Origin of the sequence: Micromonospora sp. NPDC002575, from assembly GCF_042889525.1 — a bacterium.
Taxonomy (GTDB): domain Bacteria; phylum Actinomycetota; class Actinomycetes; order Mycobacteriales; family Micromonosporaceae; genus Micromonospora; species Micromonospora carbonacea.
Map to the genome: position 1 here is coordinate 303,845 of NZ_JBIARA010000007.1, position 21,732 is coordinate 325,576.

Consider the following 21,732-nt stretch of genomic DNA (forward strand, 5'->3'; position numbering starts at 1 on the left):
TCCTCATGCTCGGTGGCACCCGGTTCGTGGGCCGGCACATCGTGGAGGAATGCCTCCGGCGCGGAGACGACGTCACCGTGCTCTACCGAGGCCGGTCACCGTCACCCTTCGCCGGGATCAGCCGCCACGTCCTCACCGACCGGCGCGCACCAACCGCCGAAGCAGCCGCCGTCCTCGCCGAACCCTGGGACGCGGTCATCGACACCAGCGCCCGCGACGTCGACGACCTGCGCCCGGTCCTGCCCCTGCTCGGTGGCGTCGGCCGGTACCTGTTCGTCTCCAGTTGCGGGGTCTACCGCAGGACGCTCGGCCGGCACGGCCTGACCGAGCGGGCGCCCACCATCGCGGCTGACGTCTCCCACCCGGTACGCGCCTCCGCCACCCGCAAGCTCCGCTGCGAGCGGTGCCTCCGGCGTCGTCTCGACCGGACCGACGTACCGCTGCTCACCGCCCGCCTCGGCCTGGTCATCGGCCGGTACGACGACAGCGAACGCCTCGCCTACTGGCTCGAACGCGCCCTGCGCGGCGGCGACGTTCTCGTCCCGATGGACGACCGCCAGGCCATCCAACTCATCGATGCCGTCGATGTCGCCCGGTTCCTGCGCGACGCCATCGACCAGCGACGTGTCGGCGTCGTCAACGTCGCCGGTGCCCGCGCCACCGCCCGAACCCTGGTGGACACGGTCCTCACCAGCGCCGGCCGAGCCGTTGCCCCCTGTCGGGTCGGCGAGGAGTTCGCCCTCGCCCATCGCCTCCAACCGTGGACCGAGATCCCGCTGTGGCTGCCCGCCAGCAGTCCCGAACTGGCTCTCATGTCGATCGACAACAGCCGTGCCACCGACGCCGGTCTCACCCTCCGTCCCCTTGCCGACAGCATCACCGACGCACTCGGTTGGCAGGCGCTGCGGCGCAGTTGGTCACAGCGGTGGCTCGATCACGCCCGTGAGCGGGACCTGATCAAGCGGTGGAGGGGATGACGGCCATGCTGCCCTACACCCAACCCGCGCCGTACCACTCGCAGTGGGGCGAGGACCGCTGGCTCGCCGAGAACTACCACCTCCCGGCGCATGGCGTGTTCGTCGACGTCGGCGCTGGCGACGGCGTACGCGGCAGCAACAGCCTCTACTTCGAGAACCGAGGCTGGCGCGGACTCTGCGTGGACGCCGACCCTCGCAATCACCGACGCCTCCGGGACCGCTGCTGTGCCGTGGACACCTGCGCCGTGTCCGCCACCCCCGGACTCTGGCCGTTCGGCATGTACGCCTACAAGCCCTCGTGGTCCGGCCTGCAGCGGCGCGGCACCGACTACCAGGAGATCCTCGTCGCCTGCCGGCCTCTGGAAGACCTCCTCGGCCAGTGGTGCATCGACCAGATCGACCTGCTCAGCATCGACGTCGAGGGCACCGAACTCGACGTCTGGGACTCCTTCGACCACACCCGGCACCGGCCGACCGTCGTCATCGTCGAGTTCGACGACGAGCACGCCGACCGGCACCGCCACACGATCCACCGCCACCTCGGCCCGGACACCTACGAACTCGTCCACGAGACACCAGCGAACCTGATCCTGCACCGGACAGACCGACCCTGGCGACGACGCCGATGACCCACCCCGGCATGTCGATCACCCAACTGCTACCCGACGGCAAGCTGATCGTCCTCTGCGGACGCGCCGACGACGCGGAAGCCTGGCAGGACCTGCTCGGCCCGGCCCGGTGTCTCGCCATCGCCCTGGACGACGCACCATCCGATGTCCGACCCCGGACACTACGCGGCGCGTCCGACCACCTCGCGTGGCAGCACCACGCGATCGGCGGGCTCGACGGCTCCGGCTGGCTCGCCGAAGCGGCGGACGCCTTCGACCCCGACCACACCGCGACACTCGTTCTGCCCGACCCGCTCGATCCGCCGAGGGCCGGGACCCGGCGACGGTTCGGCGTCAGGCAGCCCGCGTGGCGGCTGTTCGAGGACAAGACCGTGGTCGACACGCTGTGGGACGCCGCCGGGGTGCAACGCGCACCGTCGGTCGTCGGTGACGGCACCGCTGACCTCGCCATGCTGGGTGCGATGGTGGACCAGGGCACCGGAGTCGTCTGTTCCTGCCAGCCCAGGGGTGCCGGTCCGTCCGCCGGCGGTGATGGCATCTGGTGGTGGCGCGAAGGCCCACCACCGACGACCATCCCCACCGCCGGATCCGGAACCTGGCGGGTCCGGTTGATGCCGCTCCTCGAAGGGATCCCGGTACGCCTGCACGGGTTGGCCCTCACCACCAGGAGCATCCCGTTCCCGCCCATGGAACTCGTGACGCTGCCCCGCCCCGGGCAGGGGACCTTCCTCTGCGCCGGTGCCGTTCCCCTGCTCGACGATGCCGCCGATCTCGTCACCCATACCGAGCGGATCGGGGTTGGGCTACGCGAACGCCTCGGCTACTGCGGCGGCTTCTCCGTCGACGGCATCCTCACCTCCAGCGGGTTCCAGCCCACCGACTTCAACGCTCGGCTCACGTCGGCCATGGAAGCGGCACCATCTGACCGTCGGGTCCTGCTGCACGCGGTCAACCTGCTCGCTCGGGAAGGAAACGAGCCCGACGCCGGCGCGGTCGAGCAACTCGCGGAGGAGGTCTTCTCCATCGGCACCAGCTGCACGATCTTTGGCGCGACCACGCACGTCAACGAAAGGGCCTCCCGGACGTCGTCGGTCCGCTGGGATGGTGACCGACTGGTCCCTGCCCCCAGCAGCGGGCAGACGGAAGGCTGGTCATCACCCCGTCACCGCGCGGCTGGCTGCTCACCGCGACCCTTGCCACCGCCCGGCTTCCGGGCGGTGGCTGGGTCGGGCCCCGGGCACCCGAGATCTTCCGGGTCAGCGACGAGGTCCTCGGCACCAACTTCGGACACCTCGTACCGCCATTCGACACCACGCCAGACGCCTGTCTGCCGGAAGCACGGCTCAGCCCCGAGCCAGCGGGCAGGTAGACGGGCCGTGCACGGGAGTGGTTGAGGGGACGATCGCTACATGCGGTCCGGGGTGGTGATGCCCAGCAGGTACAGGCCTCGGTGCAGGACCCGGGCGGTGAGGTCGCACAGGGCCAGCCGGCTGTCGCGTACCTCACCAGCGGCGCGCAGAACCGGGCAGTGCTCGTAGAACCCGCTGAAGGTGGCGGCGAGAGTGTGCAGGTAGCCGGCGAGCCGATGGAACTCCAGGGTCTGCTCGACGTCGGTGACGACACTGCCGAAGTTGACCAGTTCGAGGGCGAGGGCATGCTCGGCCGGGTGCCCGATCGAAATCGGTCCTGCGGTGAACTGGTCGATTCCGGCGCGGCGGAAGATGGACCGGATCCGGGCGTGGGCGTACTGCAGGTACGGGGCGGTGTTGCCGTCGAGGGAGAGCATCCGCTGCCAGTCAAAGACGTAGTCCTTGATCCGGTCGGTGGACAGGTCGGCGTACTTGACGGCACCGATGCCGACCGCGCGGGCGACGTCGGTGACGGCCGCCTCGGGCAAGTCGGGGTTCTTCTGCCGGGCCAGGTCGGCGGCCCTGGCCACGGCCTCGTCGAGCAGCCCGACGAGCTTGATCGAGCCGCCGGCCCGGCTGCGCAGCATCCTGCCGTCCGAGCCGAGAATCGAGCCGAACCCGATGTGTTCGGCCACTGCGGGCGGACTCAGCCACCCGGCCTGCCGGGCGACCGCGTACACCATCTCGAAGTGCTGACGTTGCGGCAGCCCCACCACGTAGAGCAGCCGGGTCGCGCCGAGATCCCGGGTCCGGTGCCGGATCGCCGCGAGGTCGGTGGCACCGTAGCCGTATCCGCCGTCGCGCTTGCGCACGATGATCGGCAGCGGTTGCCCGTCGCGGCCGGTGAAGCCTTCCGGGAAGACGCAGGCGGCGTCACCGCTGTCCCGCAGCAACCCGAGCCGGTCCAGTTCCTCGGTCACTGGGGCGAGCATGGCGTTGTAGTAGCTCTCGCCGTAGAAGTCCTTCTCGGTGAGCAGGACGCCAAGCTGGTCGTAGACGGTCAGAAAGTACTTCTCCGACTCGGCGACCAGCAGTCGCCACAGCCGCAGGGTCAGCTCGTCGCCGCTCTGCAGGGCGACCACCCGCCGCCGGGACCGCTCCTTGAACGCGTCGTCGGCGTCGAACTTGATCCGCGCAGCCTTGTAGAACGAGTCCAGGTCACCGACGGACAACTCGTGGGCCGCCTCCGCCTCACCCAGTTCAAGCAAGTGCTCAATGAGCATTCCGAAGGGGGTCCCCCAGTCGCCCAGGTGATTGGCCTTAACCACCCGGTGCCCGAGCCACTCCAGCAGCCGGACGGTCGCGTCACCGATGACGGTTGACCGGAGGTGCCCGACGTGCATCTCCTTGGCCACGTTCGGCGCCGAGTAGTCGACGACCACCGTTTCGGGTGCGGTGCTCAGCGGGACGCCGAGCCGGGTGTCGGCGGCCATCCTCGACAGGAGCACGCCGAGAGCCGGGTCGGCGACGGTCAAGTTGATGAAACCCGGCCCGGAGACCTCCACCGCCGAGCAGAGGTCCGCCAGCTCCACCCGGCCGAGGACCTCGGTGGCGATGTCCCGGGGCGGGCGGCCGAGCCGACGCGCCAGGGACAGGGCGGCGTCGGACTGGTAGTCGGCGTGCTGCGACCGCCGTACGACCGGGTCGACCGGACCGTCGGCCACGGCTGAGAACGCCTGCGCCAGCCGGTCGGACAGCAACTTCTCAAGATCCATGAAGTGCGCCAATCTCGCTCCGATCCGCCTCGGGGAAGGAGGCGGATCTGCCGGGAAGTGCTCGGGGAGCGGATCGATCGACGACCAGGTTGACCGGCGGATCGATCCGCCGGTCGCGAAGGGGTCAGCTCAGGCGGTCGAGTGCGGCTCGCAGGCGAGCCAGGGTTCGCTCACGTCCGAGGATCTCGATCGACTCGAACAGCGGCAGCCCGACGGTACGGCCGGTCACCGCGACCCGTACCGGTGCCTGGGCCTTGCCGAGCTTGAGCCCGCGCTCCGCGCCGATCGCCTCCAGCGTCGACTTGAGCACCTCGGCCTGCCACCCGCACGTCTCGTACGCCTCGGCCACGGCGGCCAGCAGCGCCGGGGCGTCGGCCTTCATGGACTTCGCCCACGCTGCCTCGTCGGTGACCGGCTCGTCGAGGAACAGGAAGTCGACCATCGGCACGATCTCGGAGAGCACCGCGATCCGGGTCTGCGCCAGTTCGGCGACCGCAGCGAACGCCTTGGCGTCGTACGCCTCCGCCCGCCATGGCGTGGCCTCGGCGCTCAACCAGGGCTGACACGCCTCGACGAACGCCTCCACCGACAGGGCCCGGATGTAGTCACCGTTGAAGGCCCGCAGTTTCTTCACGTCGAAGAACGCCGGAGAAGGGTTGACATCCTCCAAGCGGAACTCCGCCACGATGTCGTCCCAGGGCAGGATCTCGCGGTCACCAGACGGCGCCCACCCGAGCAGCATCAGGTAGTTCCGCATCGCCTCGGCGAGGTATCCCTCGGCGCGGAAGTCCTCCAGGGCCACCCGGTCCCGACGCTTGGACAGCTTCTGCCGCTTCTCGTTGACCAGGATCGGCGCGTGCACCCACACCGGGGGCTCGGCGCCCAGCGCCTCCCACAGCAGTTGCTGCTTCGGCGCGTTGGGCAGGTGCTCCTCAGCGCGGATCACGTGGGTGATGCCCATGACCATGTCGTCGACCACGTTCGCCAGCAGGAACACCGGCGACCCGTCGCCACGGGCGATCACGAAGTCCTCGATCAACTTGTTGTCGAAGGTAGGCTTGCCGCGAACCAGATCGACGATCACCGTCGAACCGTCGTCCGGCGTACGGAAGCGCAGCGCGCGACCTTCGCCGGCGCTCTGGGCACGGTCCCGACAGAAGCCGTCGTAGCCCTTGTGCTCGCTGCCCGTACGCGCAATGACCTGGTCCCGGGTGCAGTCGCAGTAGTAGGCGCGACCGGCGGCGAGAAGCCGGTCGATGGCCTCGCGGTGCTGCGGGGCATAGTCGGACTGGAACAGCGGACCCTCGTACTCGCTCGGGCCGATGCCGAGCCACTCCATCGCATCGAGGATGCCCTGCACCCACTCCGGGCGGTTCCGCGCCGCGTCCGTGTCCTCGATCCGCAGCACCATCGTCCCGCCCGACTGTCGGGCCAGCACCCAGTTGAACAGGACGGACCGGGCGTTGCCCACGTGGAACATGCCTGTCGGGGAGGGTGCGAAGCGGACGCGGAGATCGGAGCTGGTCACGGATAGCAGGCTACCGAACATGCTGCGGTCAGCCTCACCGATATCCGGGCTGGAGCTTCCGAGGCGAGACGGGGCACCCCCGATCTGCGCAGACCTGCTGTGAACGGGGTGCTGGAAGCGACAGCCGCGCCTACGCGGAATAGCGCGCACCCGACTGCGTAGTCGGCCTGAGCCCCGACGAGTACCCAAGCGAGTACCAAGCGTGGCGCAGCCCGGGACTTCAGACTCGGACCGGCGATGGTCTGGCCAGCCTGCCCTACACGGAGAGCAGGGCCTCATCGTTGGAGATGATGAACTCTTTCAGCTCATCCGGCTTGAGATCCACCGCAGGCAGCTTGTCGATCGCCACCCGGTCGAGCTGGTAGCCACCACGCGACGGATCAGCGAACTCCTCCCCGGTCCGGGCGTCCTCGTTCAGCTGACGTAGCCGACAGGCGAAGAAGTGCTGGACGGAAACGCCCTCACCAGCGGGGGTGGTGAACAGGAACACCTGGGCGAACCGGTCCGCCTCGGCACCGAGTTCGTCGTGCAACTCGCGGCGAAGCGCCGCCTCCAGGGAGACATCCGTCGGCTCCAGGCCGCCGCCCGGCGTTGTCCAGTACGGTGTCTGGCCGGGCTTGATCCGCTTGATCAGCACGAGTCGGTCGTCCTCATCCAGAAGAACGGCCCGCACCGACCTACGTACGATCTGACGCACGACTTGCCCCTATCCGCACGGGAACCACTGAAAGTGGGTACCTGTCGCATCGTTGGAGGCACAACGAGTTACCTGATCCAAGCCTCACCCGTCGACGCGACGCGCCAGGCAGTTGATCCATCTCTCCACCGACACGCCACCTGTCCACCCAGTACGCACCGGTCCAACGGCTCCCGAGCACCCGCCGAGCACCGAGCCACCGCCGGCGTACACGAAAAAGGCCCCGACCAGGTGTGAACCACCAGGTCAAGGCCTTGATCGTTGGTGCGCCGCCAGGGACTCGAACCCCGAACCCGCGGATTAAGAGTCCGCTGCTCTGCCAGTTGAGCTAGCGGCGCTCGTTGGCAACGGAGAGAACCCTAGCACGCCTCCCGAGCGGGGTTCCAATCCGATACCCGGCTCCACCCTTCGGGCACGCTTAACGACCAAAAGCCCCCAAATCTCTCAGGATTGCCAGCGCGGGCGGTGGCGGATAGCCGTCATGCGGCACGATGTCCGCCAGGTACGCGAGAACAGAGGTGGGAATGGGCAGGTTCGCGCGGGCCGGGGCGACGGTAGGCGCCCTGAGCCTGATGGCGTCGCTGGCACTGACCGGGTGCGGCGACGACCAGAAGAAGGCGGAGTTCGTCGACGGTGCGCCCGCCGTCGGCAGCAGCGTCGCCGCCGAGACAGGAACGGCACCGGCCGATCCGGCCACGAGCACCGGTCCGACGCTTAAGGTCAGCCCGGCGGACGGGGCCAAGGACAGGCCGGTCAGCACCGAGATCTCCGCGAAGATCCCCGAGGGCGGCAAGGTGACCGACCTCACCCTCACCGCCGCGAACGGCGACAAGGTCGAGGGCCGCTGGCGCGCCGACAACTCGTCCTGGGTGCCGAACAAGCCCCTCAAGTACGGCACCCGCTACACGGCCACCGTCAACGCCGCCGGCGCAGGCGGCGAGACCAGGCAGGGCACCAGCACGTTCACGACGATGGCCAAGCCGAAGTCGGTGATCGCCTCCGGGCTCTACCTGTTCAGCGACAAGACGTACGGCGTCGGCATGCCGGTCGTCACCGAGTTCCACCCCGGCATCCCGGAGAAGGACCGGGCCGCGGTGCAGAAGCGGATGTTCGTCCGCACCGACCCGCCGCAGCCCGGCGCGTGGCACTGGGTCTCCAACGGCACCCAGGCCTACTACCGGGCGCCGGAATACTGGAAGCCGGGGACCACGATCAGCGTACGGATCGCGCTGGCCGGCATCCCGCTCAGCAACGGCAAGTACGGCAACGTCGACCGGAGCGCCACCGCCAAGATCGGTCGAGCGTTCGAGATGAAGGTCGACAACGCCACCAAGCAGATGAGCGTCTACCAGGACGGCCAGCTCCTCCGGAAGATCCCGGTCAGCCTGGGCAAGAAGAGCACCCCCTCCTCCAGCGGCACCATGGTGGTGATGGAGAAAAAGGAGTCGACGGTCTTCGACACCCGCGACGACCCGGACCCGGCCAACCGGTACGTCACCGAGATCGACTTCGCCCAGCGGCTCACCTGGGGCGGCGAGTACATCCACGCCGCGCCCTGGTCCGAGCACGTCCAGGGGCGGCAGAACGTCTCGCACGGCTGCGTCAACGTTTCGATGGCGCAGGCGAAGTGGCTGTTCTCCCAGACCCGGGTGGGCGACCCGATCACCATCAAGGGGACCGAGCGCAAGCTCGCTCAGGGCAACGGCTGGACGGCCTGGAGCCTGAGCTGGTCCGAGTTCGTCAAGGGCAGCGCCCTGCCGGTGCCGGAGGGCGGCTCCGGGCCGGCTCTGGCCTGATAGGACCACCAGCACGAGGGCGGGCGCCGGGACTCCGGTGCCCGCCCTCGTCATGTGCGAACATCGCTCGCCAAGTGCGGCTTTTCGCCAGATTCAGTCATCATGGTTCGGGTGTTTCTCTTCACCCCCGGCAACGGGTATCCGTTTCCGTGCGTCAGTGAGAGACGATGGGCAACCGGGGCACCACGACAGTGAGGGAATCATGCGCGCAACCCAGGACCAGCTGACCCGGCGCGGTGGTCGACGCCGCGTCTTCGCGGCGGGGCTGCTCGCCGCCGTGTTGGCGCTCACCAGCGCCTGCACCGACGGCGAGGGGGGCAAGCCGTCGTCCTGGCAGGGCGGCGGCGAGAGCGCGCCCAAGGCCGCGGCGACCATCACCGAGCCCGCGGCCGACGCGAAGGACGTGCCGGCGTCCACCGGCATCACCTTCACCACGAAGGAGGCGAAGGAGGCCACGGTCGAGCTGAAGGACTCGGCCGGCGCGCCCGTCAAGGGCACGCTCGCCGCCGACGGCAGGAGTTGGCTGCCCAAGGCCGCCCTGAAGTACGGCGAGACCTACACGGCCACCGTCACGGCGACCGGGGACGACGGCAAGCCGGCGCAGGCGACCAGCACCTTCACCACGATGGCCAAGCCCGGCAAGCAGGTCCGCGTCAGCAGTTTCCTCGGCGACGACCAGGTCGTCGGCGTCGGCATGCCGCTGATCGTGAAGTTCAGCCGGGCCATCCCGGAGGACTACCGGGACGACGTCCAGCGGCGGATGACGGTGACGTCCACGCCGGCCCAGGAGGGCATCTGGCACTGGGTCAGCCCCACCGAGATCCGGTACCGGCCGAAGGAGTTCTGGAAGGCCGGCAGCACCATCTCGTACCGGGTGCAGGCCGGCGGCCTCCCCCTCGGCGACGGCTGGTACGGCCGGGCGGACCTGACGGTCGACATCAAGACCGGCCCGGCGGTGATCATGACGGTCGACAACAAGACGAAGCGGATGACCGTCACCAAGGACGGCAAGGTGATCAAGACCATCCCCGTCAGCCTCGGCAAGAAGAGCACGCCGTCGTCCAGCGGCACGATGGTGGTCATCGAGAAGCTGCGCAAGACCGTCTTCGACACCTTCGAGGAGCTGGGCCCCGAGGACGGCTACCGCACGAAGATCGACTATGCGCAGCGCCTCACCTGGGGCGGCGAGTTCATCCACGCCGCGCCCTGGTCCGAGGGCCAGCAGGGCAGCGTCAACGTCTCGCACGGCTGCGTCAACGTCTCGATGAAGAACGGCGCCTGGCTGTTCGACAACACCCGCGTCGGCGACCCGATCACCGTCAAGGGCACCGAACGCAAGCTGGCCAACGGCAACGGCTGGACCGACTGGAACATGAGCTGGGACGAGTACGTCAAGGGTAGCGCCCTCCCGTACGACCCGGACGCCGCCGCCTCGCCGGACGCCGAGAAGGCTCCCGGCGACGCGACCGAGTCACCGAACGCGGAGCCGACCGCCTGACCCGGCCCCGGGGCTCCGGCCCCGGACGGCAACGACGAAGGCCCCCTCCGAGCGGAGGGGGCCTTCGTGCTGAGGGTGACTGATGGGAATTGAACCCACGACAACCGGGACCACAACCCGGTGCTCTGCCAACTGAGCTACAGCCACCATGCGCTCCGCTCCGGCAGGACCGGGCGGCGTGCGGGACTAATAATAGCCTCACCCCCGCCGCCCACGTCCACCGGGTTCCCCGCCGCCCCGCCCTCGACGTGTCGACGGGAGATCTTGGCGGGAAGCGGCCCCTGGAGGGGCCGTTTTGCACCAGGTCTCCCCGAGCACGCCTGAGCACCGTCGCCGGGCAGCTACGGGACGGCGATCGTCGGGTCCGCCTCGGGGTCACCCTCCCGCTGCAACTGCTCCTCGAACATGACGAACGTCCGCCGCCTGATGCTCCGCACCAGGGCTGCCTCCCGGCCCGTTAGATAACGACCTTCCCGCGCCTCTACGTTGATTATTGCCTTTACGGTTTCGTACAGCGCGAAAATCGGCCCCTCACCAGACAGGTAGTGACCGCGATAGCGCTCGACGTCCTGCACAAACTCATCGACAGAACGAGTGAAAACCTCTCCACCGATCGCCGCCACACCCGGATGCCACCGTCAGGCGTTTCTACGATCTTCACCGGGGCTGAGTAGTAGATATTGTAGGACGGAAGAACAAGACCCGGAGAACCCCTCACCTGCCACGCCTCTCACCTACTCACTCGATTTGTGTCCCTGGAAGATCGTCGCCACCTCACTCTCGCCCGGCATTTCGGCGCCTGTCACAGCAAGCGCCACCTGCCGCGCTCGAGACTCGTCAACCTCTCGGTAACGATCGACGTTCCGATAATCCTCAAGGAATCGGAAAGCGAGCCCGGGATCATAGGACCACCCCTCGAGGCGATGGTTCCAGACCAACGCTCGACCCTTGAGCGGATCCACGATGAAGATCCCCGCCGGATCGCCCTCGTCTTCATCCCTATAGATCACGTAGTATGTCAACATCTTTGCGCTCCAGACGGTCGATCAGGTGCTCAGAGACAGGGAAATCGTCTGCCGTGAGGCCAAACCCGGCAACAACGTCCCGAAACGACTCACCTCGCGAACGCAGCCATTCAAGATAGTCTCGCCAGACGAAGCGGTGAGAAGAAATCCACTTGGCGAACGTGGCATCCTTTGCAGGGAACCTGACCCAGAGGCCATCCGGAACAGCGTCGGCCAACCCTGATACGCGGTTGACTCGAAGCATTTCGAGGAAGGCGGGCAGACGACGGAAACTGGGCTCGGACTCCCGACGCAACACCTCGTATGCCTGGTGAGTTCGCAGCCAGGCATCCCTGGAGAGGTTGGTGTGCAACTGCACCTCGAACACCTGGCCGGACGGGGAGTGCACGGTGCAGTTGAACCCGTAGAACCTGTTCCCAGACTGCCAGAAATTCTTGCAAGAGTCATCGTCGACGTCAAAGCCGAGGCTCGTCAACGTTGACAGGATCGCTTCCAGCGCCGGCTTGTAATACTCACCCTCGGGCATGGAGAACGAGAACCGAAGCACATCGTTGACGCCGGCAGCGAACCCGTCCACCGACCCACCGACGATGGCTGCCTGGTCTAGAAACTTGCGCTCAAGCGACTCGAAGCTCTTGATGCGAAACGCGACATCGCGTAGACCAACTAGTTCCTGAAGTCCGAGCGCCTCCGTCACCTGTCGACCCACGGTTCTAAGCGTGGCCTCGATGTGGTCCGCTTCTGCCAGCGCCTGCTCACGCAGTCCGCGTAGGACCTGCCTCTCCTGAGGGCTGGTTCGTGCGACACCGCTCGCGACAGGAGCCTGCGACGAGGAGTCTTCCCCATCTGCCCGAGGCATGCCTTCCGGCTCGATGCCCACGAAGTCTGAGCCGGGGCCTTCGAGCAGGTGCATCCGGTTGACGTACAGTTCGTCGTCCGTCGGGTCGTCGGGACCGGGCCGCCACTGCCGTGACCGGTCCTCCGGCTGCGGCCGTTGCCACTGCTCCGTCACTTCGGCGCGCTGGCTGAACTGCCCCGGCCCGACCCCGGCGAACGGCATGGGACGCCCGTCCGGCCCGAGGACCAGGGCGTCGATGCCGGTCACGTTGTGCGGGGCCGGCAGCCCGCTGTGCGTGTAGATCGGCATGTCGGACACGGTGCCGCTCTGCGGATCCAGGTAGAGCACGCCGCCGTTCTGGTTCAGCGCCACCCAGGCGTGCGACCCGCCGCCCTCGTACGTGGTGATGAGGAACGCGTAGCTGCCATGCCCTCCGGCGCGGAGCTGCCTCTCGATGCCGCCGAACCCCCGGTTGACGACGCTCCACCTGTCGTCGGCCGGAGTGCCGTCGTCGGGGTCGACGAGCTTCTGGAAGCGCCCGCCGGTGGCGTCCTCGACCCGCCCCGGGCCGCCGAGTTCGCCGCCGAGCGGCCGGCTGATGTCTCCTGCGGCGTACGCGTCGAAGGTGCGGGGCGCGGAGACCCGGGGGCGGCCGTGCATCCACGTCTCGTACAGGGACAGGGTGCAGTCCAGGCAGTTGATGCCCCGGGTCGGGTCGGCGGCCGGCCCGCCGTCGTTGGCGAGCCGGAACCAGCCGCCCCGGCGGGGGTCGGCGGTGCGCAGGACCCGCCCGCCGGCGTCGCGGGGCATCGCGCGTTCGAGGTCGGACTGGTGCAGCGCCAACGGGGGCCGCAGCCCGCCCCACTGCCCGTACCGGCGGGACCGGTCGATCGGCGGCGGGTGGCCGTCCCCGGTCAGCGCCGAGGGGCCGTCAATCTCCACCTCCCCGACGACGAGCGACGGATCGTCCGTGTTGATCGAGTAGAAGTCGAGGGGGTCGCTGACCTCGACGAACTGCGGCGTGGCCGTGCCGGCGAGCACCGCCTCGGCCAGCTCCCGCGACTCGTAGGCGGCCCGCTCGTCCGTCACCGCCATCCGGTGCCACGACGTCGCGAGGTAGCCCTGCCCGCGTTGCTTCAGGTCGAGCGCGTAGGCGGCGTACTCGCTGGCGCGCCGCTGGAAGAACTCGTAGCGGGAACGTAGCTCCCGAGAGTCGTCATGTCGCCGGTTGTCCTCGTGCAGGGCGCGCTGCTGGTGGAAGCGGGCCTGGTAGCGACGCCGGTCGTACGCTTCGCGTTCGGCCCGCTGCCGGGCCTGCCACTCGGGCGACCTGCGCGGCGGAGGGACGGGACGGTCGGCGGACCGCGACCGCGGATCCAGCGAGTGCAGCAGCGGAAAGCGGGGCGGCGGGAGCGGGAGCGGGTCGTCGGATCCGGGGCTCGCCGGCCTGGCCGTGCCCACCGTGCCCGCGCCGGTCGTCGGCGTCGTCACCGGGGGCGGCGCGACGGTGCCGCTCGCCGGGGCCGGCAGGTGGGGTGCCGTCGGGGCCCCGGGCCCGCCGACGGCGTGCGGCGCGACGCCGTCGGCGACGGGGGCGACAGGGGCGGCGACGGACGGGGGCAGCGGCCCGGCTCCCCGAGCGTCGAGCTGCGTGGGCTCGGCCGGAGCGACCGAGGACAGCGTCGGGCTGACCGCTGCGCGGGGGGCCGCCGGCCCGTCGGTCGCGCCGGACGTGGCCGGCGACTGCGGCGCCGGCTCCGTCGGCGCCTGCGCCAACGCGGTCGACCCGTGGCCGGGGTGGCCGCCGCCGTTCGGGCCGGCGGCGTGGGCGTCGACGAGTGGCGACTCGGGCGTCGCGGACGCGGCCGGCGGGTGGGGCGTGCGCAGCCCGTCGCCGGCAGCCTCGGCCGGGGCCGGGGCGACGGGGCCGGGCCCCGCCCCGTCGCGCGGGAGCGGGACGGCGGGAGGCTCCGGGCCCGCGCCGGGGGCGTCATCGGTCGGGGCCGGGGCGAACGGCGCGTCGGTCAGGGCCGGGGCGAGCGCGCCGAGGTCCGGCGGGGCGAAGGACGCCCCGGCGAGAGCGGCCATCCGGCCGTCGAGGCGGTGGTGCAGCGCCGTGTCGGTCTGCGCGGTGGTCGACCCGGTGGCCCCGGACGCGGCGGCCCGCGCCGCGTCCTCCAGCGACACCAGGCCCTGCCCGGTGGCGAGGTTGGCCGCCTGGTCGGCGATCACCTCGCCGGTCATCTCCCGGCCGAAGTGCTCGCCGGCCCGGGCCACCCGCCCGGTCGCGTGCCGCCCGAGGCCGGCCAGCGGCACCGCGGCACCGCCCGCCAGGCCGCCGAGCGCGGACATCCCCGCGTCGGTCAGGTCCAGGCCGCGCCGGCGGCCGGTCGAGTTCTGGTACGCCTGCGTGGCGAGCGTGACCCCGGACTCCTCGGCCGCCTCCTCCAGCCCACCGCGCGCCGCCTTGCGGGCGAGGCCGCGCATGCCGCCCTCGGCCACCCGCTTGGCGGCGCGCTCGCCGGCCTCCTTCAGGCCCTGCTTGAGGGTCTTGCGGGCGAGTTGGGCCAGCAGCTTCTTGAAGATCTGCTGCACGACGAAGCGGCTGGCGGCGATCGCGGCGCCGGCGGCGGGCGAGGCGGCGCCGGCGGTGAGCACGGCCGCGACCGCGAGGGAGAGCAACTCCACGACGAGGATGCCCAGCTCGATCCAGACTTCGAGCTTGGCGCCCTCGATGTCGCAACCGCACTCCTCGACGAGCCGGCCGAGGTCACCGCTGACCGCCAGCAGCACCGGCAGCGGGGCCTCGTCGCCCTCGGCCACCCGCTGCCAGGCCGCGTCGAACGCCGCCGCGACCGCCCCGACCCCGCCGTACCCGCTGCGGACCTCCCCGGCGGCGGCGACCGCGTCGGCGCGCGGACCGGCCAGGGCCTCGGCCACGGCGTACCACTGGTCGGCCAGGTCCCAGACCGCCTTCTCGTCGCCCTCCGGCCACTCCACCCCGATCACCCAGTCGAGCGCCTCGTAGACCCAGCCGGGCAGCTCCCAGGGCGCGTAGTCCAGCGGGTGCGGGATCGGGCTCGGCAGCAGGGTCACGGGGGCCTCCGAGTGGTCAGCGTCCGGCGGGTCGCTGGTCGGAGATCCGGTCGAGTCGGCCGGCGTTGTGCGCGTCGGTGCGCACGGAGTTGTCCACCGAGCGCACGACGTCCTCGCCCAGGTGCTCCAGCGCCCGCCCGAGGCCCGTCCAGGCCCGCAGCAGCGTCTCCTCGAACCCCCGGTACTGCTTTTCGAACGCCGCGCCGATGTCGTCGCGGCCCCAGGGGCGGGCGGCGCTGGCCGCCGCGAGCTGGCCCCCCACCCGGGCCCGCCGGTCGGTGACGGCCTCGCCGGCCGAGGTCAGGTCGGCCCCACCGCGCCGTGCCCGGCCCGGATCCAACCAGAGCTGCCCGTCGGTCACGTCGGTCGCTCCCCGCCCCGCATGACGGCGTCGGCCCGGCCCAGCAGGGTGTCGAAGTCACCGGTGCGGAGGAACTCCATCGCCCCGGACCCGGCCGGCAGGTAGCCCGCCACCAGCTCCTGGGTGGCGGCGACCGCGGCGGCGGTGGCGCGGTGCACCGTCAAGGTGATCTTGCGGCTCAGAGCCCCGGCGTCGCGGCCGTGGAGGGCGGCGGGGGTGAGCTCCACCGAGACGACGTCGCCCCGGGCGCCGGCCACCACGGTCACCTGCCCGTCGTCGGAGCGCGCGGTGACGCGCAGCTCCGCCAGCCGGGACCGCAGCTCGTCCAAACCGGAACGGAGCTGGCGGTATTGCCCGTGCACCTCGTCGAACCGGGCTCGCAGCGCCCGGTTGGCCTCCCGGTCCACGCTCTCGGCCAACGCCGACCTCCCCGTCACTCTCGGTACGGCAGACCATACCGGGCGCCACGGATTCCGTGGGGTCCGGTAACTTCGGGTGGGTGATCGACCGTCAGCAGGCCGAACAGCTCGCCACCGTCTGGGCGCACCGGGACTCCCAGCGACTCGGGCACGAGTGCGCCCCGCTGGTCGAGGAGTTCGACCTCGGCTACCTGATCACGTCGACGGTGACCCCGTCGGCCGCGGTCCTCCCGGGCGACCTGCCGACCACGGTGGTGGACAAGGAGACCGGCGAGGTCTCGACGTGGCCGCGCCTGCCGTTCCCCGCCGTGCGGGAGATGTACCGGCGCAGCCGGCCGGCGCAGCCCGCGCCGCGCACCGTCGACCCGGCGAGCCAGTTGCTCCGCGAGATCCTTCGCCTGCCGGCCCCCGGCACGGCCGCGCACCTGACCGTGGGCGGCCGGCTGCACCGCGCGTGGGGCGTCAAGGGCGAGGCGGTGCTGCGGCACCACCGGCTCGTCCGGGAATATCTGGACGCGCAGCCGCCCGGCCACCTGGTCCGGGGGGTGGACCGGCACGCCGAGCTGATCGTCGTGTCGGACGTCCTGCACGAACACGATTACCGGCGCGCCGCCGAGGGGCGGGCCCCGGCGACCCTCGACGAGGCACGGGTCCTCTTCGCGGGCAGCCCGTTCGAGCTGTACTGGGTGCGCGAGCCGGGTGACCCGGCGGGCGGGCCGGGCGACCGCCCCTGCGACTCGTGCCTGCGGTTCCTGGTGCACATGAACGTGCTCCCCTGGTCCGACCTGGGGTTCAGGCAGCCCCGGATGCCTGAACCGGTCCCGGTGCCCGAGCCGGGCCGCTTCCCCGACGAGGTGGCGCACGCCCTCGTCGCCGCCGGCTGGGCCCCCCACATCGGGGACGAGATCATGGCCGCCGCCGCCGTGCGGGACGTCACGGCCGTCGCCGGGGCCAACCACACCCACGTCGCGTTCCCCGCGGCGGTGGACGCCATCACCCGGTTCCCCGGCCTGATCGGGTCTCGGCGCGGCCCCGGCCAGCAGGTGTGGATCTCGCGGTTCGACGTCATGCCGCACCTGGTCGCCCACAACGCCGACACGCTCGCGGACTTCGCCGCCGTGCTCGGCGTGCGGCTGTTCCCCCTCGGCACGGAAAACCAGGAGAGCATCATCGCCGTCGACGAGCGGGGCCGGGTCTTCGCGCTGGACCAGGCCGGCGAGTGGTTCCTCGGCGACGACATCGACGCCGCCCTGACCACCCTGCTGCTCGGCCGGGCCCCGGCCCGCGTCCGCGACGACGGCACCTGGTGACGCCGCCGCCGAGCATGACGCCGGGCGAAGCTACAACTGCACCCCGGTGAGGACGAGCACCCGCGCGTCGGTGTAGTCGTCCATGGCGCTGCGCAGGCCCTCCCGCCCGACGCCGCTGCCCTTCACGCCCCCGTACGGCATCTGGTCGGCCCGGTACGACGGCACGTCCCCGACGATCACCCCGCCGACGTCGAGGGCCCGGTGGGCGGCGAAGGCGACGTCGAGGCGGTGGGTGAACACGCCGGCCTGCAACCCGTACGCGGAGTCGTTGACGGCGGCGAACGCGGCGGCGTCGCTCTCGACCCGGGCGACCACGAGCACCGGCCCGAAGACCTCCTCGGCGCACACCTTCGCGTCGGCCGGCACGCCGGAGAGCACGGTCGGCGGGTAGGTGGCCCCCTCGCGCCGCCCGCCCACCTCGATGGTCGCCCCGGCCACCGCCGCCTCGTCGACCCACGCCTCGACCCGCTGCGCGGCCTGGACCGACACCAGGGGGCCGACGTCGGTCAGCGGGTCGGCCGGGTCGCCGGTGCGCAGCGCCTCCACGGCGGCGACCAGCCTCGGCAGGAAGGCGTCGTAGAGCCATTCGTGCACGTACACCCGCTGCACGGCGATGCACGACTGCCCGGCCTGGTAGTTGGAGAAGGTGGCGATCCGCCGCGCGGCGAAGGTGAGGTCCTCGTCGGTGTTCCAGTCCTCGCAGATCACCGCCGCCGCGTTGCCGCCCAGCTCCAGGGTGACGTGCTTGTCGGGCGCGGCCCGGCGGATGGCCGCGCCGACCGGCCCGGAGCCGGTGAACGACACCACCGGCAGCCGGGGGTCGGCGACCAGCTCGGCGGCCCGCTCGTTGGGCAGCGGCAGCACCGAGAACATGCCTGCGGGCAGCTCGGTCTCGGCGAGGAGCTCGCCGAGCAGCAGCGCCGACAGCGGGGTGGCGGGGGCGGGCTTCACGACGATCGGCGCGCCGACGGCGATGGCCGGGGCGACCTTGTGCGCGACCAGGTTGAGCGGGAAGTTGAACGGCGTGATCCCCAGCACGGGCCCCTTGGGCGCCCGGCGGACCAGCGCGATCCGCCCGGTGGCGGCCGGGTCGGTGTCGAGGCGTTGCAGCTCGCCGGTGAAGCGCCGGGCCTCCTCGGCCGCCCAGCGGAACGTCGACACCGCCCGCCCCACCTCGGCCCTCGCCCACTTGACCGGCTTGCCGTTCTCGGCGGTGATCAGGTCGGCGACCTCGTCGGCCCGTTCGGCCAGCCGCCGGGAGACGTGGTCCAGGGCCGCCGCGCGGGCGTGCGCGGGCAGGGCCGCGGCCTGCGCCGCCACACCGGCCGCCGCGGCGACGGCGGCCTCGACCTGGTCGGGCGTGGCGAGCGTGGTACGCCCCACCGCCCGACCGTCGTACGGGTGGGTGACGGTCAGCTCGCCCTCGCCGTGTGCGGGGCGGCCGGCGACGAAGAAGGCTCTCGGCTCCACACCTCGGCAGGGTAGCCGACCCGCAGCCTGCGCGGGAACAGCTCCGCCGCACGGAAACAGTCGCTCAAGCCCTTGTCTGCCGCGAATTCAGTAGCGAAGATGGCAGTCAGATTCCGATAACCTCCGCTGTCCGCATCCCCGGCATCCCTCGGAGACACCTGATGAGCGACCAGCAGCAGCTGCGCAACTTCGTCAACGGCGAGTACGTCGATCCTTCCGACGGCGGGTACGCCGACCTGGTCGACCCGTGCACCGGCGAGGTCTTCGCCCAGGCACCGGTCTCCGGCGCGGCGGACGTCGACGCGGCCATGCGGGCGGCCTCCGCCGCGTTCGAGACGTGGCGGGACGCCACCCCGGGCGAGCGGCAGAAGGCGCTGCTGAAGCTCGCCGACGCCGTGGAGGCGCGGGCGGCGGAGCTGGTCGACGCCGAGGTGCGCAACACGGGCAAGCCCCGCCAGCTCACCGCCGAGGAGGAGCTGCCGCCGGCGGTCGACCAGCTCCGGTTCTTCGCCGGGGCGGCCCGGCTGCTGGAGGGCCGGTCCGCCGGGGAGTACATGGCGGGCCACACCTCGTACGTGCGGCGGGAGCCGATCGGCGTCTGCGCCCAGGTCACCCCGTGGAACTACCCGCTGATGATGGCGGTGTGGAAGATCGCCCCGGCCCTGGCCGCCGGCAACACGGTGGTACTGAAGCCGTCGGACACCACGCCGGTGTCGACGCTGCTGCTGGCCGAGATCGCCGCCGAGTTCCTCCCGCCGGGCGTGTTCAACGTGGTCTGCGGCGACCGGGACACCGGTCGTACCATCGTGTCGCACCCGACCCCGCAGCTCGTGTCGATCACGGGCTCGACCCGCGCGGGCATGGAGGTCGCTTCCGCCGCCGCGCCGGACCTCAAGCGGACCCACCTGGAGCTGGGCGGCAAGGCCCCGGTGGTGATCTTCGACGACGCGGACGTGGCGGCGGCGGCCGAGGCGATCGCCGTGGGCGGCTACTTCAACGCCGGCCAGGACTGCACGGCGGCGACGCGGGTGCTGGCCGGCCCGGGCATCCACGACGACTTCGTGGCCGCGCTCGCCGAGCAGGCCCGCAACACGCGCACCGGCGCGCCGGACGACGCCGACGTGCTCTACGGGCCGCTGAACAACGCCAACCAGCTCGCCCGGGTCAGCGGCTTCGTCGACCGGCTGCCCGACCACGCGAGCGTGCAGACCGGCGGTTCGCGGGTCGGCGAGCGCGGCTTCTTCTACTCCCCCACCGTCGTCTCCGGCGTCCGGCAGGCCGACGAGATCATCCAGCAGGAGGTGTTCGGGCCGGTCATCACCGTGCAGCGCTTCTCCGCCGAGGACGAGGCGGTGCGCTGGGCCAACGGCGTCGACTACGGCCTGTCGGCGTCGGTGTGGACGCGCGACCACGGCCGGGCGATGCGGATGACCCGCCGGCTCGACTTCGGCTGCGTCTGGGTGAACACCCACATCCCGTTCGTCTCGGAGATGCCGCACGGCGGGTTCAAGCACTCCGGGCACGGCAAGGACCTGTCGGTCTACAGCCTGGAGGACTACACCCGGATCAAGCACGTCATGCACAACATCGAGGGCTGAGCCTTGCCGTCCTCGGAGGAGCTGCACAAGCGGCGGGGCGCGGCCGTGGCCCGGGGCGTCGGCAGCGTCGTCGGCGCGTACGTGGACCGGGCGGGCGGCGGCACGATCACCGACGTCGACGGGCGAAAGTGGATCGACTTCGCCGCCGGCATCGCGGTCACCAACGTCGGCAACTCCGCACCGCGCGTCGTGGCGGCGGTGCGCGAGCAGGTCGAGCGGTTCACCCACACCTGCTTCATGGTCGCGCCGTACGAGTCGTACGTTGCGGTGTGCGAGCAGCTCAACGCGCTGACCCCGGGCGGCTTCGAGAAGCGCTCGGCGCTGTTCAACTCGGGCGCGGAGGCGGTGGAGAACGCCGTGAAGATCGCCCGGCACGCCACGGGCCGGCCGGCGGTGGTGGTGTTCGACCACGCGTACCACGGGCGGACCAACCTGACGATGGCGCTGACGGCGAAGAACATGCCGTACAAGCACCGGTTCGGGCCGTTCGCCGGCGAGGTCTACCGGGTGCCGATGTCGTACCCGCTGCGCGACGGGGGCCTGTCCGGGGCCGAGGCGGCGGCGCGGGCCATCGAGACGGTGGAGAAGCAGGTCGGGGCGGAGAACGTGGCGGCGCTGCTGATCGAGCCGATCCAGGGCGAGGGCGGTTTCGTCGTACCCGCGCAGGGGTTCCTGCCGGCGCTGCGCGAGTGGGCGACGGCGGCCGGGGTGGTCTTCGTCGCCGACGAGATCCAGACCGGGTTCTGCCGCACCGGCGACTGGTTCGCCTGCGACCACGAGGGCGTCGTGCCCGACCTGGTGACCCTGGCCAAGGGGATCGCGGGCGGCCTGCCGCTGGCGGCCGTGACGGGCCGGGCCGAGCTGATGGACGCGGTGCACGTGGGCGGCCTCGGCGGCACGTACGGCGGCAACCCGATCGCCTGCGCGGCGGCGCTCGCGGCGATCGAGACGATGCACGAGCTGGATCTCGCCGCCGCCGCCCGCCGCATCGGCGCGACGCTGGCCGACCGGCTGCGCGCGATCGCCGCCCGCGACGCGCGGATCGCCGAGGTACGCGGCCGGGGCGCGATGCTCGCCGTGGAGCTGGTGCAGCCGGGCGCCCTGGTCCCGGACCCGGCCGCCGCGGCGGCGGTGTCGGCGGCCTGCCACGCCGCCGGCCTGCTCACCCTGACCTGCGGCACGTACGGCAACGTGCTGCGCTTCCTGCCCCCGCTGGTCATCTCCGACGCGGAGCTGGCCCGGGGCCTGGACATCCTCGACGCCGCCTTCGGCTGATTCCCTATCGGGGATCGGTTGTCAAGATGCCGGCTGGCTTGACCGTGTAGGTGGGCTGGTTGGAGGATCGTTGGTGGGGAAGGTCGCCTCG

At 71.1% G+C, this 21,732-nt stretch carries 17 protein-coding genes and 2 tRNA genes; 8 read left to right on the forward strand and 11 right to left on the reverse strand.

Annotation, left to right across the window (positions count from 1 at the left end):
• Positions 1-5 precede the first annotated feature (5 nt).
• Genes ACFYWL_RS14170 through ACFYWL_RS14180 form a run of 3 tightly spaced genes read left to right on the forward strand, consistent with a single transcriptional unit; the run spans position 6 to position 3,000 of the window.
• Positions 6-977 (forward strand): NAD-dependent epimerase/dehydratase family protein, encoded by a 972-nt coding sequence (locus tag ACFYWL_RS14170; RefSeq protein WP_386971961.1) that lies wholly within the window; start codon positions 6-8, stop codon positions 975-977.
• Positions 974-1,606, forward strand: a complete 633-nt coding sequence (locus ACFYWL_RS14175) for an FkbM family methyltransferase (RefSeq protein ID WP_386971964.1) — start codon at positions 974-976, stop codon at positions 1,604-1,606. The genes ACFYWL_RS14170 and ACFYWL_RS14175 overlap by 4 nt, the downstream gene beginning before the upstream one ends.
• Before the next feature lie 11 nt (positions 1,607-1,617).
• Positions 1,618-3,000 carry a hypothetical protein gene (locus ACFYWL_RS14180; protein WP_386971966.1) on the forward strand — a complete coding sequence of 461 codons (1,383 nt, stop codon included), beginning with the start codon at positions 1,618-1,620 and terminating at the stop codon, positions 2,998-3,000.
• A gap of 11 nt (positions 3,001-3,011) precedes the next feature.
• Here the strand turns inward: ACFYWL_RS14180 and argS are convergent, their stop codons facing one another.
• The 4 genes from argS to ACFYWL_RS14200 all read right to left on the reverse strand — a co-directional run bounded on the left by argS (position 3,012) and on the right by ACFYWL_RS14200 (position 7,293).
• Positions 3,012-4,730 carry an arginine--tRNA ligase gene (gene argS / locus ACFYWL_RS14185; RefSeq protein WP_386971969.1) on the reverse strand — a complete coding sequence of 573 codons (1,719 nt, stop codon included), beginning with the start codon at positions 4,728-4,730 and terminating at the stop codon, positions 3,012-3,014.
• Between the two features lie 124 nt (positions 4,731-4,854).
• The gene (gltX, locus tag ACFYWL_RS14190) at positions 4,855-6,279 is read right to left on the reverse strand and encodes a glutamate--tRNA ligase (protein WP_386971971.1); all 1,425 of its coding nucleotides are present in this window, start codon (positions 6,277-6,279) and stop codon (positions 4,855-4,857) included.
• A 235-nt stretch (positions 6,280-6,514) separates the two neighbouring features.
• On the reverse strand, positions 6,515-6,955 hold the full coding sequence (locus ACFYWL_RS14195) for an NUDIX domain-containing protein (RefSeq protein ID WP_386971973.1): 441 nt from the start codon (positions 6,953-6,955) through the stop codon (positions 6,515-6,517).
• 262 nt (positions 6,956-7,217) lie between these two features.
• A tRNA-Lys gene (locus ACFYWL_RS14200) sits at positions 7,218-7,293 on the reverse strand.
• Between the two features lie 186 nt (positions 7,294-7,479).
• Here ACFYWL_RS14200 and ACFYWL_RS14205 point away from each other — a divergent pair.
• The gene (locus tag ACFYWL_RS14205; RefSeq protein WP_386971975.1) at positions 7,480-8,751 is read left to right on the forward strand and encodes an Ig-like domain-containing protein; all 1,272 of its coding nucleotides are present in this window, start codon (positions 7,480-7,482) and stop codon (positions 8,749-8,751) included.
• A gap of 202 nt (positions 8,752-8,953) precedes the next feature.
• Positions 8,954-10,249: an Ig-like domain-containing protein gene (locus tag ACFYWL_RS14210; protein WP_386971978.1), complete on the forward strand. Its 1,296-nt coding sequence runs from the start codon at positions 8,954-8,956 to the stop codon at positions 10,247-10,249.
• 74 nt (positions 10,250-10,323) lie between these two features.
• On the opposite strand, the gene ACFYWL_RS14215 is transcribed toward ACFYWL_RS14210, so the two are convergent.
• The 6 genes from ACFYWL_RS14215 to ACFYWL_RS14240 form a co-directional block, all read right to left on the reverse strand.
• Positions 10,324-10,396: transfer RNA gene (locus ACFYWL_RS14215), tRNA-His, on the reverse strand.
• Between the two features lie 194 nt (positions 10,397-10,590).
• Positions 10,591-10,872, reverse strand: a complete 282-nt coding sequence (locus ACFYWL_RS14220) for a hypothetical protein (protein WP_386971980.1) — start codon at positions 10,870-10,872, stop codon at positions 10,591-10,593.
• Positions 10,873-10,983: 111 nt separating this feature from the next.
• The gene (locus tag ACFYWL_RS14225; RefSeq protein ID WP_386971982.1) at positions 10,984-11,274 is read right to left on the reverse strand and encodes a hypothetical protein; all 291 of its coding nucleotides are present in this window, start codon (positions 11,272-11,274) and stop codon (positions 10,984-10,986) included.
• Positions 11,249-15,208 carry a toxin glutamine deamidase domain-containing protein gene (locus tag ACFYWL_RS14230; protein WP_386971984.1) on the reverse strand — a complete coding sequence of 1,320 codons (3,960 nt, stop codon included), beginning with the start codon at positions 15,206-15,208 and terminating at the stop codon, positions 11,249-11,251. Before ACFYWL_RS14230 ends, ACFYWL_RS14225 begins: the two co-directional genes overlap by 26 nt.
• Positions 15,209-15,224: 16 nt before the next feature.
• The gene (locus tag ACFYWL_RS14235) at positions 15,225-15,569 is read right to left on the reverse strand and encodes a hypothetical protein (RefSeq protein ID WP_386971987.1); all 345 of its coding nucleotides are present in this window, start codon (positions 15,567-15,569) and stop codon (positions 15,225-15,227) included.
• The gene (locus ACFYWL_RS14240) at positions 15,566-15,988 is read right to left on the reverse strand and encodes a YbaB/EbfC family nucleoid-associated protein (protein WP_386971989.1); all 423 of its coding nucleotides are present in this window, start codon (positions 15,986-15,988) and stop codon (positions 15,566-15,568) included. Before ACFYWL_RS14240 ends, ACFYWL_RS14235 begins: the two co-directional genes overlap by 4 nt.
• Before the next feature lie 80 nt (positions 15,989-16,068).
• On the opposite strand from ACFYWL_RS14240, the gene ACFYWL_RS14245 reads away from it, so the two are divergent.
• On the forward strand, positions 16,069-17,298 hold the full coding sequence (locus ACFYWL_RS14245) for an SUKH-3 domain-containing protein (protein WP_386971991.1): 1,230 nt from the start codon (positions 16,069-16,071) through the stop codon (positions 17,296-17,298).
• 30 nt (positions 17,299-17,328) lie between these two features.
• Here ACFYWL_RS14245 and ACFYWL_RS14250 read toward each other — a convergent pair whose 3' ends face one another.
• Entirely contained in the window at positions 17,329-18,768 is a 1,440-nt protein-coding gene (locus ACFYWL_RS14250) for an aldehyde dehydrogenase family protein (protein ID WP_386971994.1), read from the reverse strand.
• Positions 18,769-18,929: 161 nt separating this feature from the next.
• On the opposite strand from ACFYWL_RS14250, the gene ACFYWL_RS14255 reads away from it, so the two are divergent.
• The gene (locus ACFYWL_RS14255) at positions 18,930-20,366 is read left to right on the forward strand and encodes a gamma-aminobutyraldehyde dehydrogenase (protein WP_386971997.1); all 1,437 of its coding nucleotides are present in this window, start codon (positions 18,930-18,932) and stop codon (positions 20,364-20,366) included.
• A gap of 3 nt (positions 20,367-20,369) precedes the next feature.
• On the forward strand, positions 20,370-21,641 hold the full coding sequence (gene gabT / locus ACFYWL_RS14260) for a 4-aminobutyrate--2-oxoglutarate transaminase (RefSeq protein ID WP_386972000.1): 1,272 nt from the start codon (positions 20,370-20,372) through the stop codon (positions 21,639-21,641).
• Positions 21,642-21,732 lie beyond the last annotated feature (91 nt).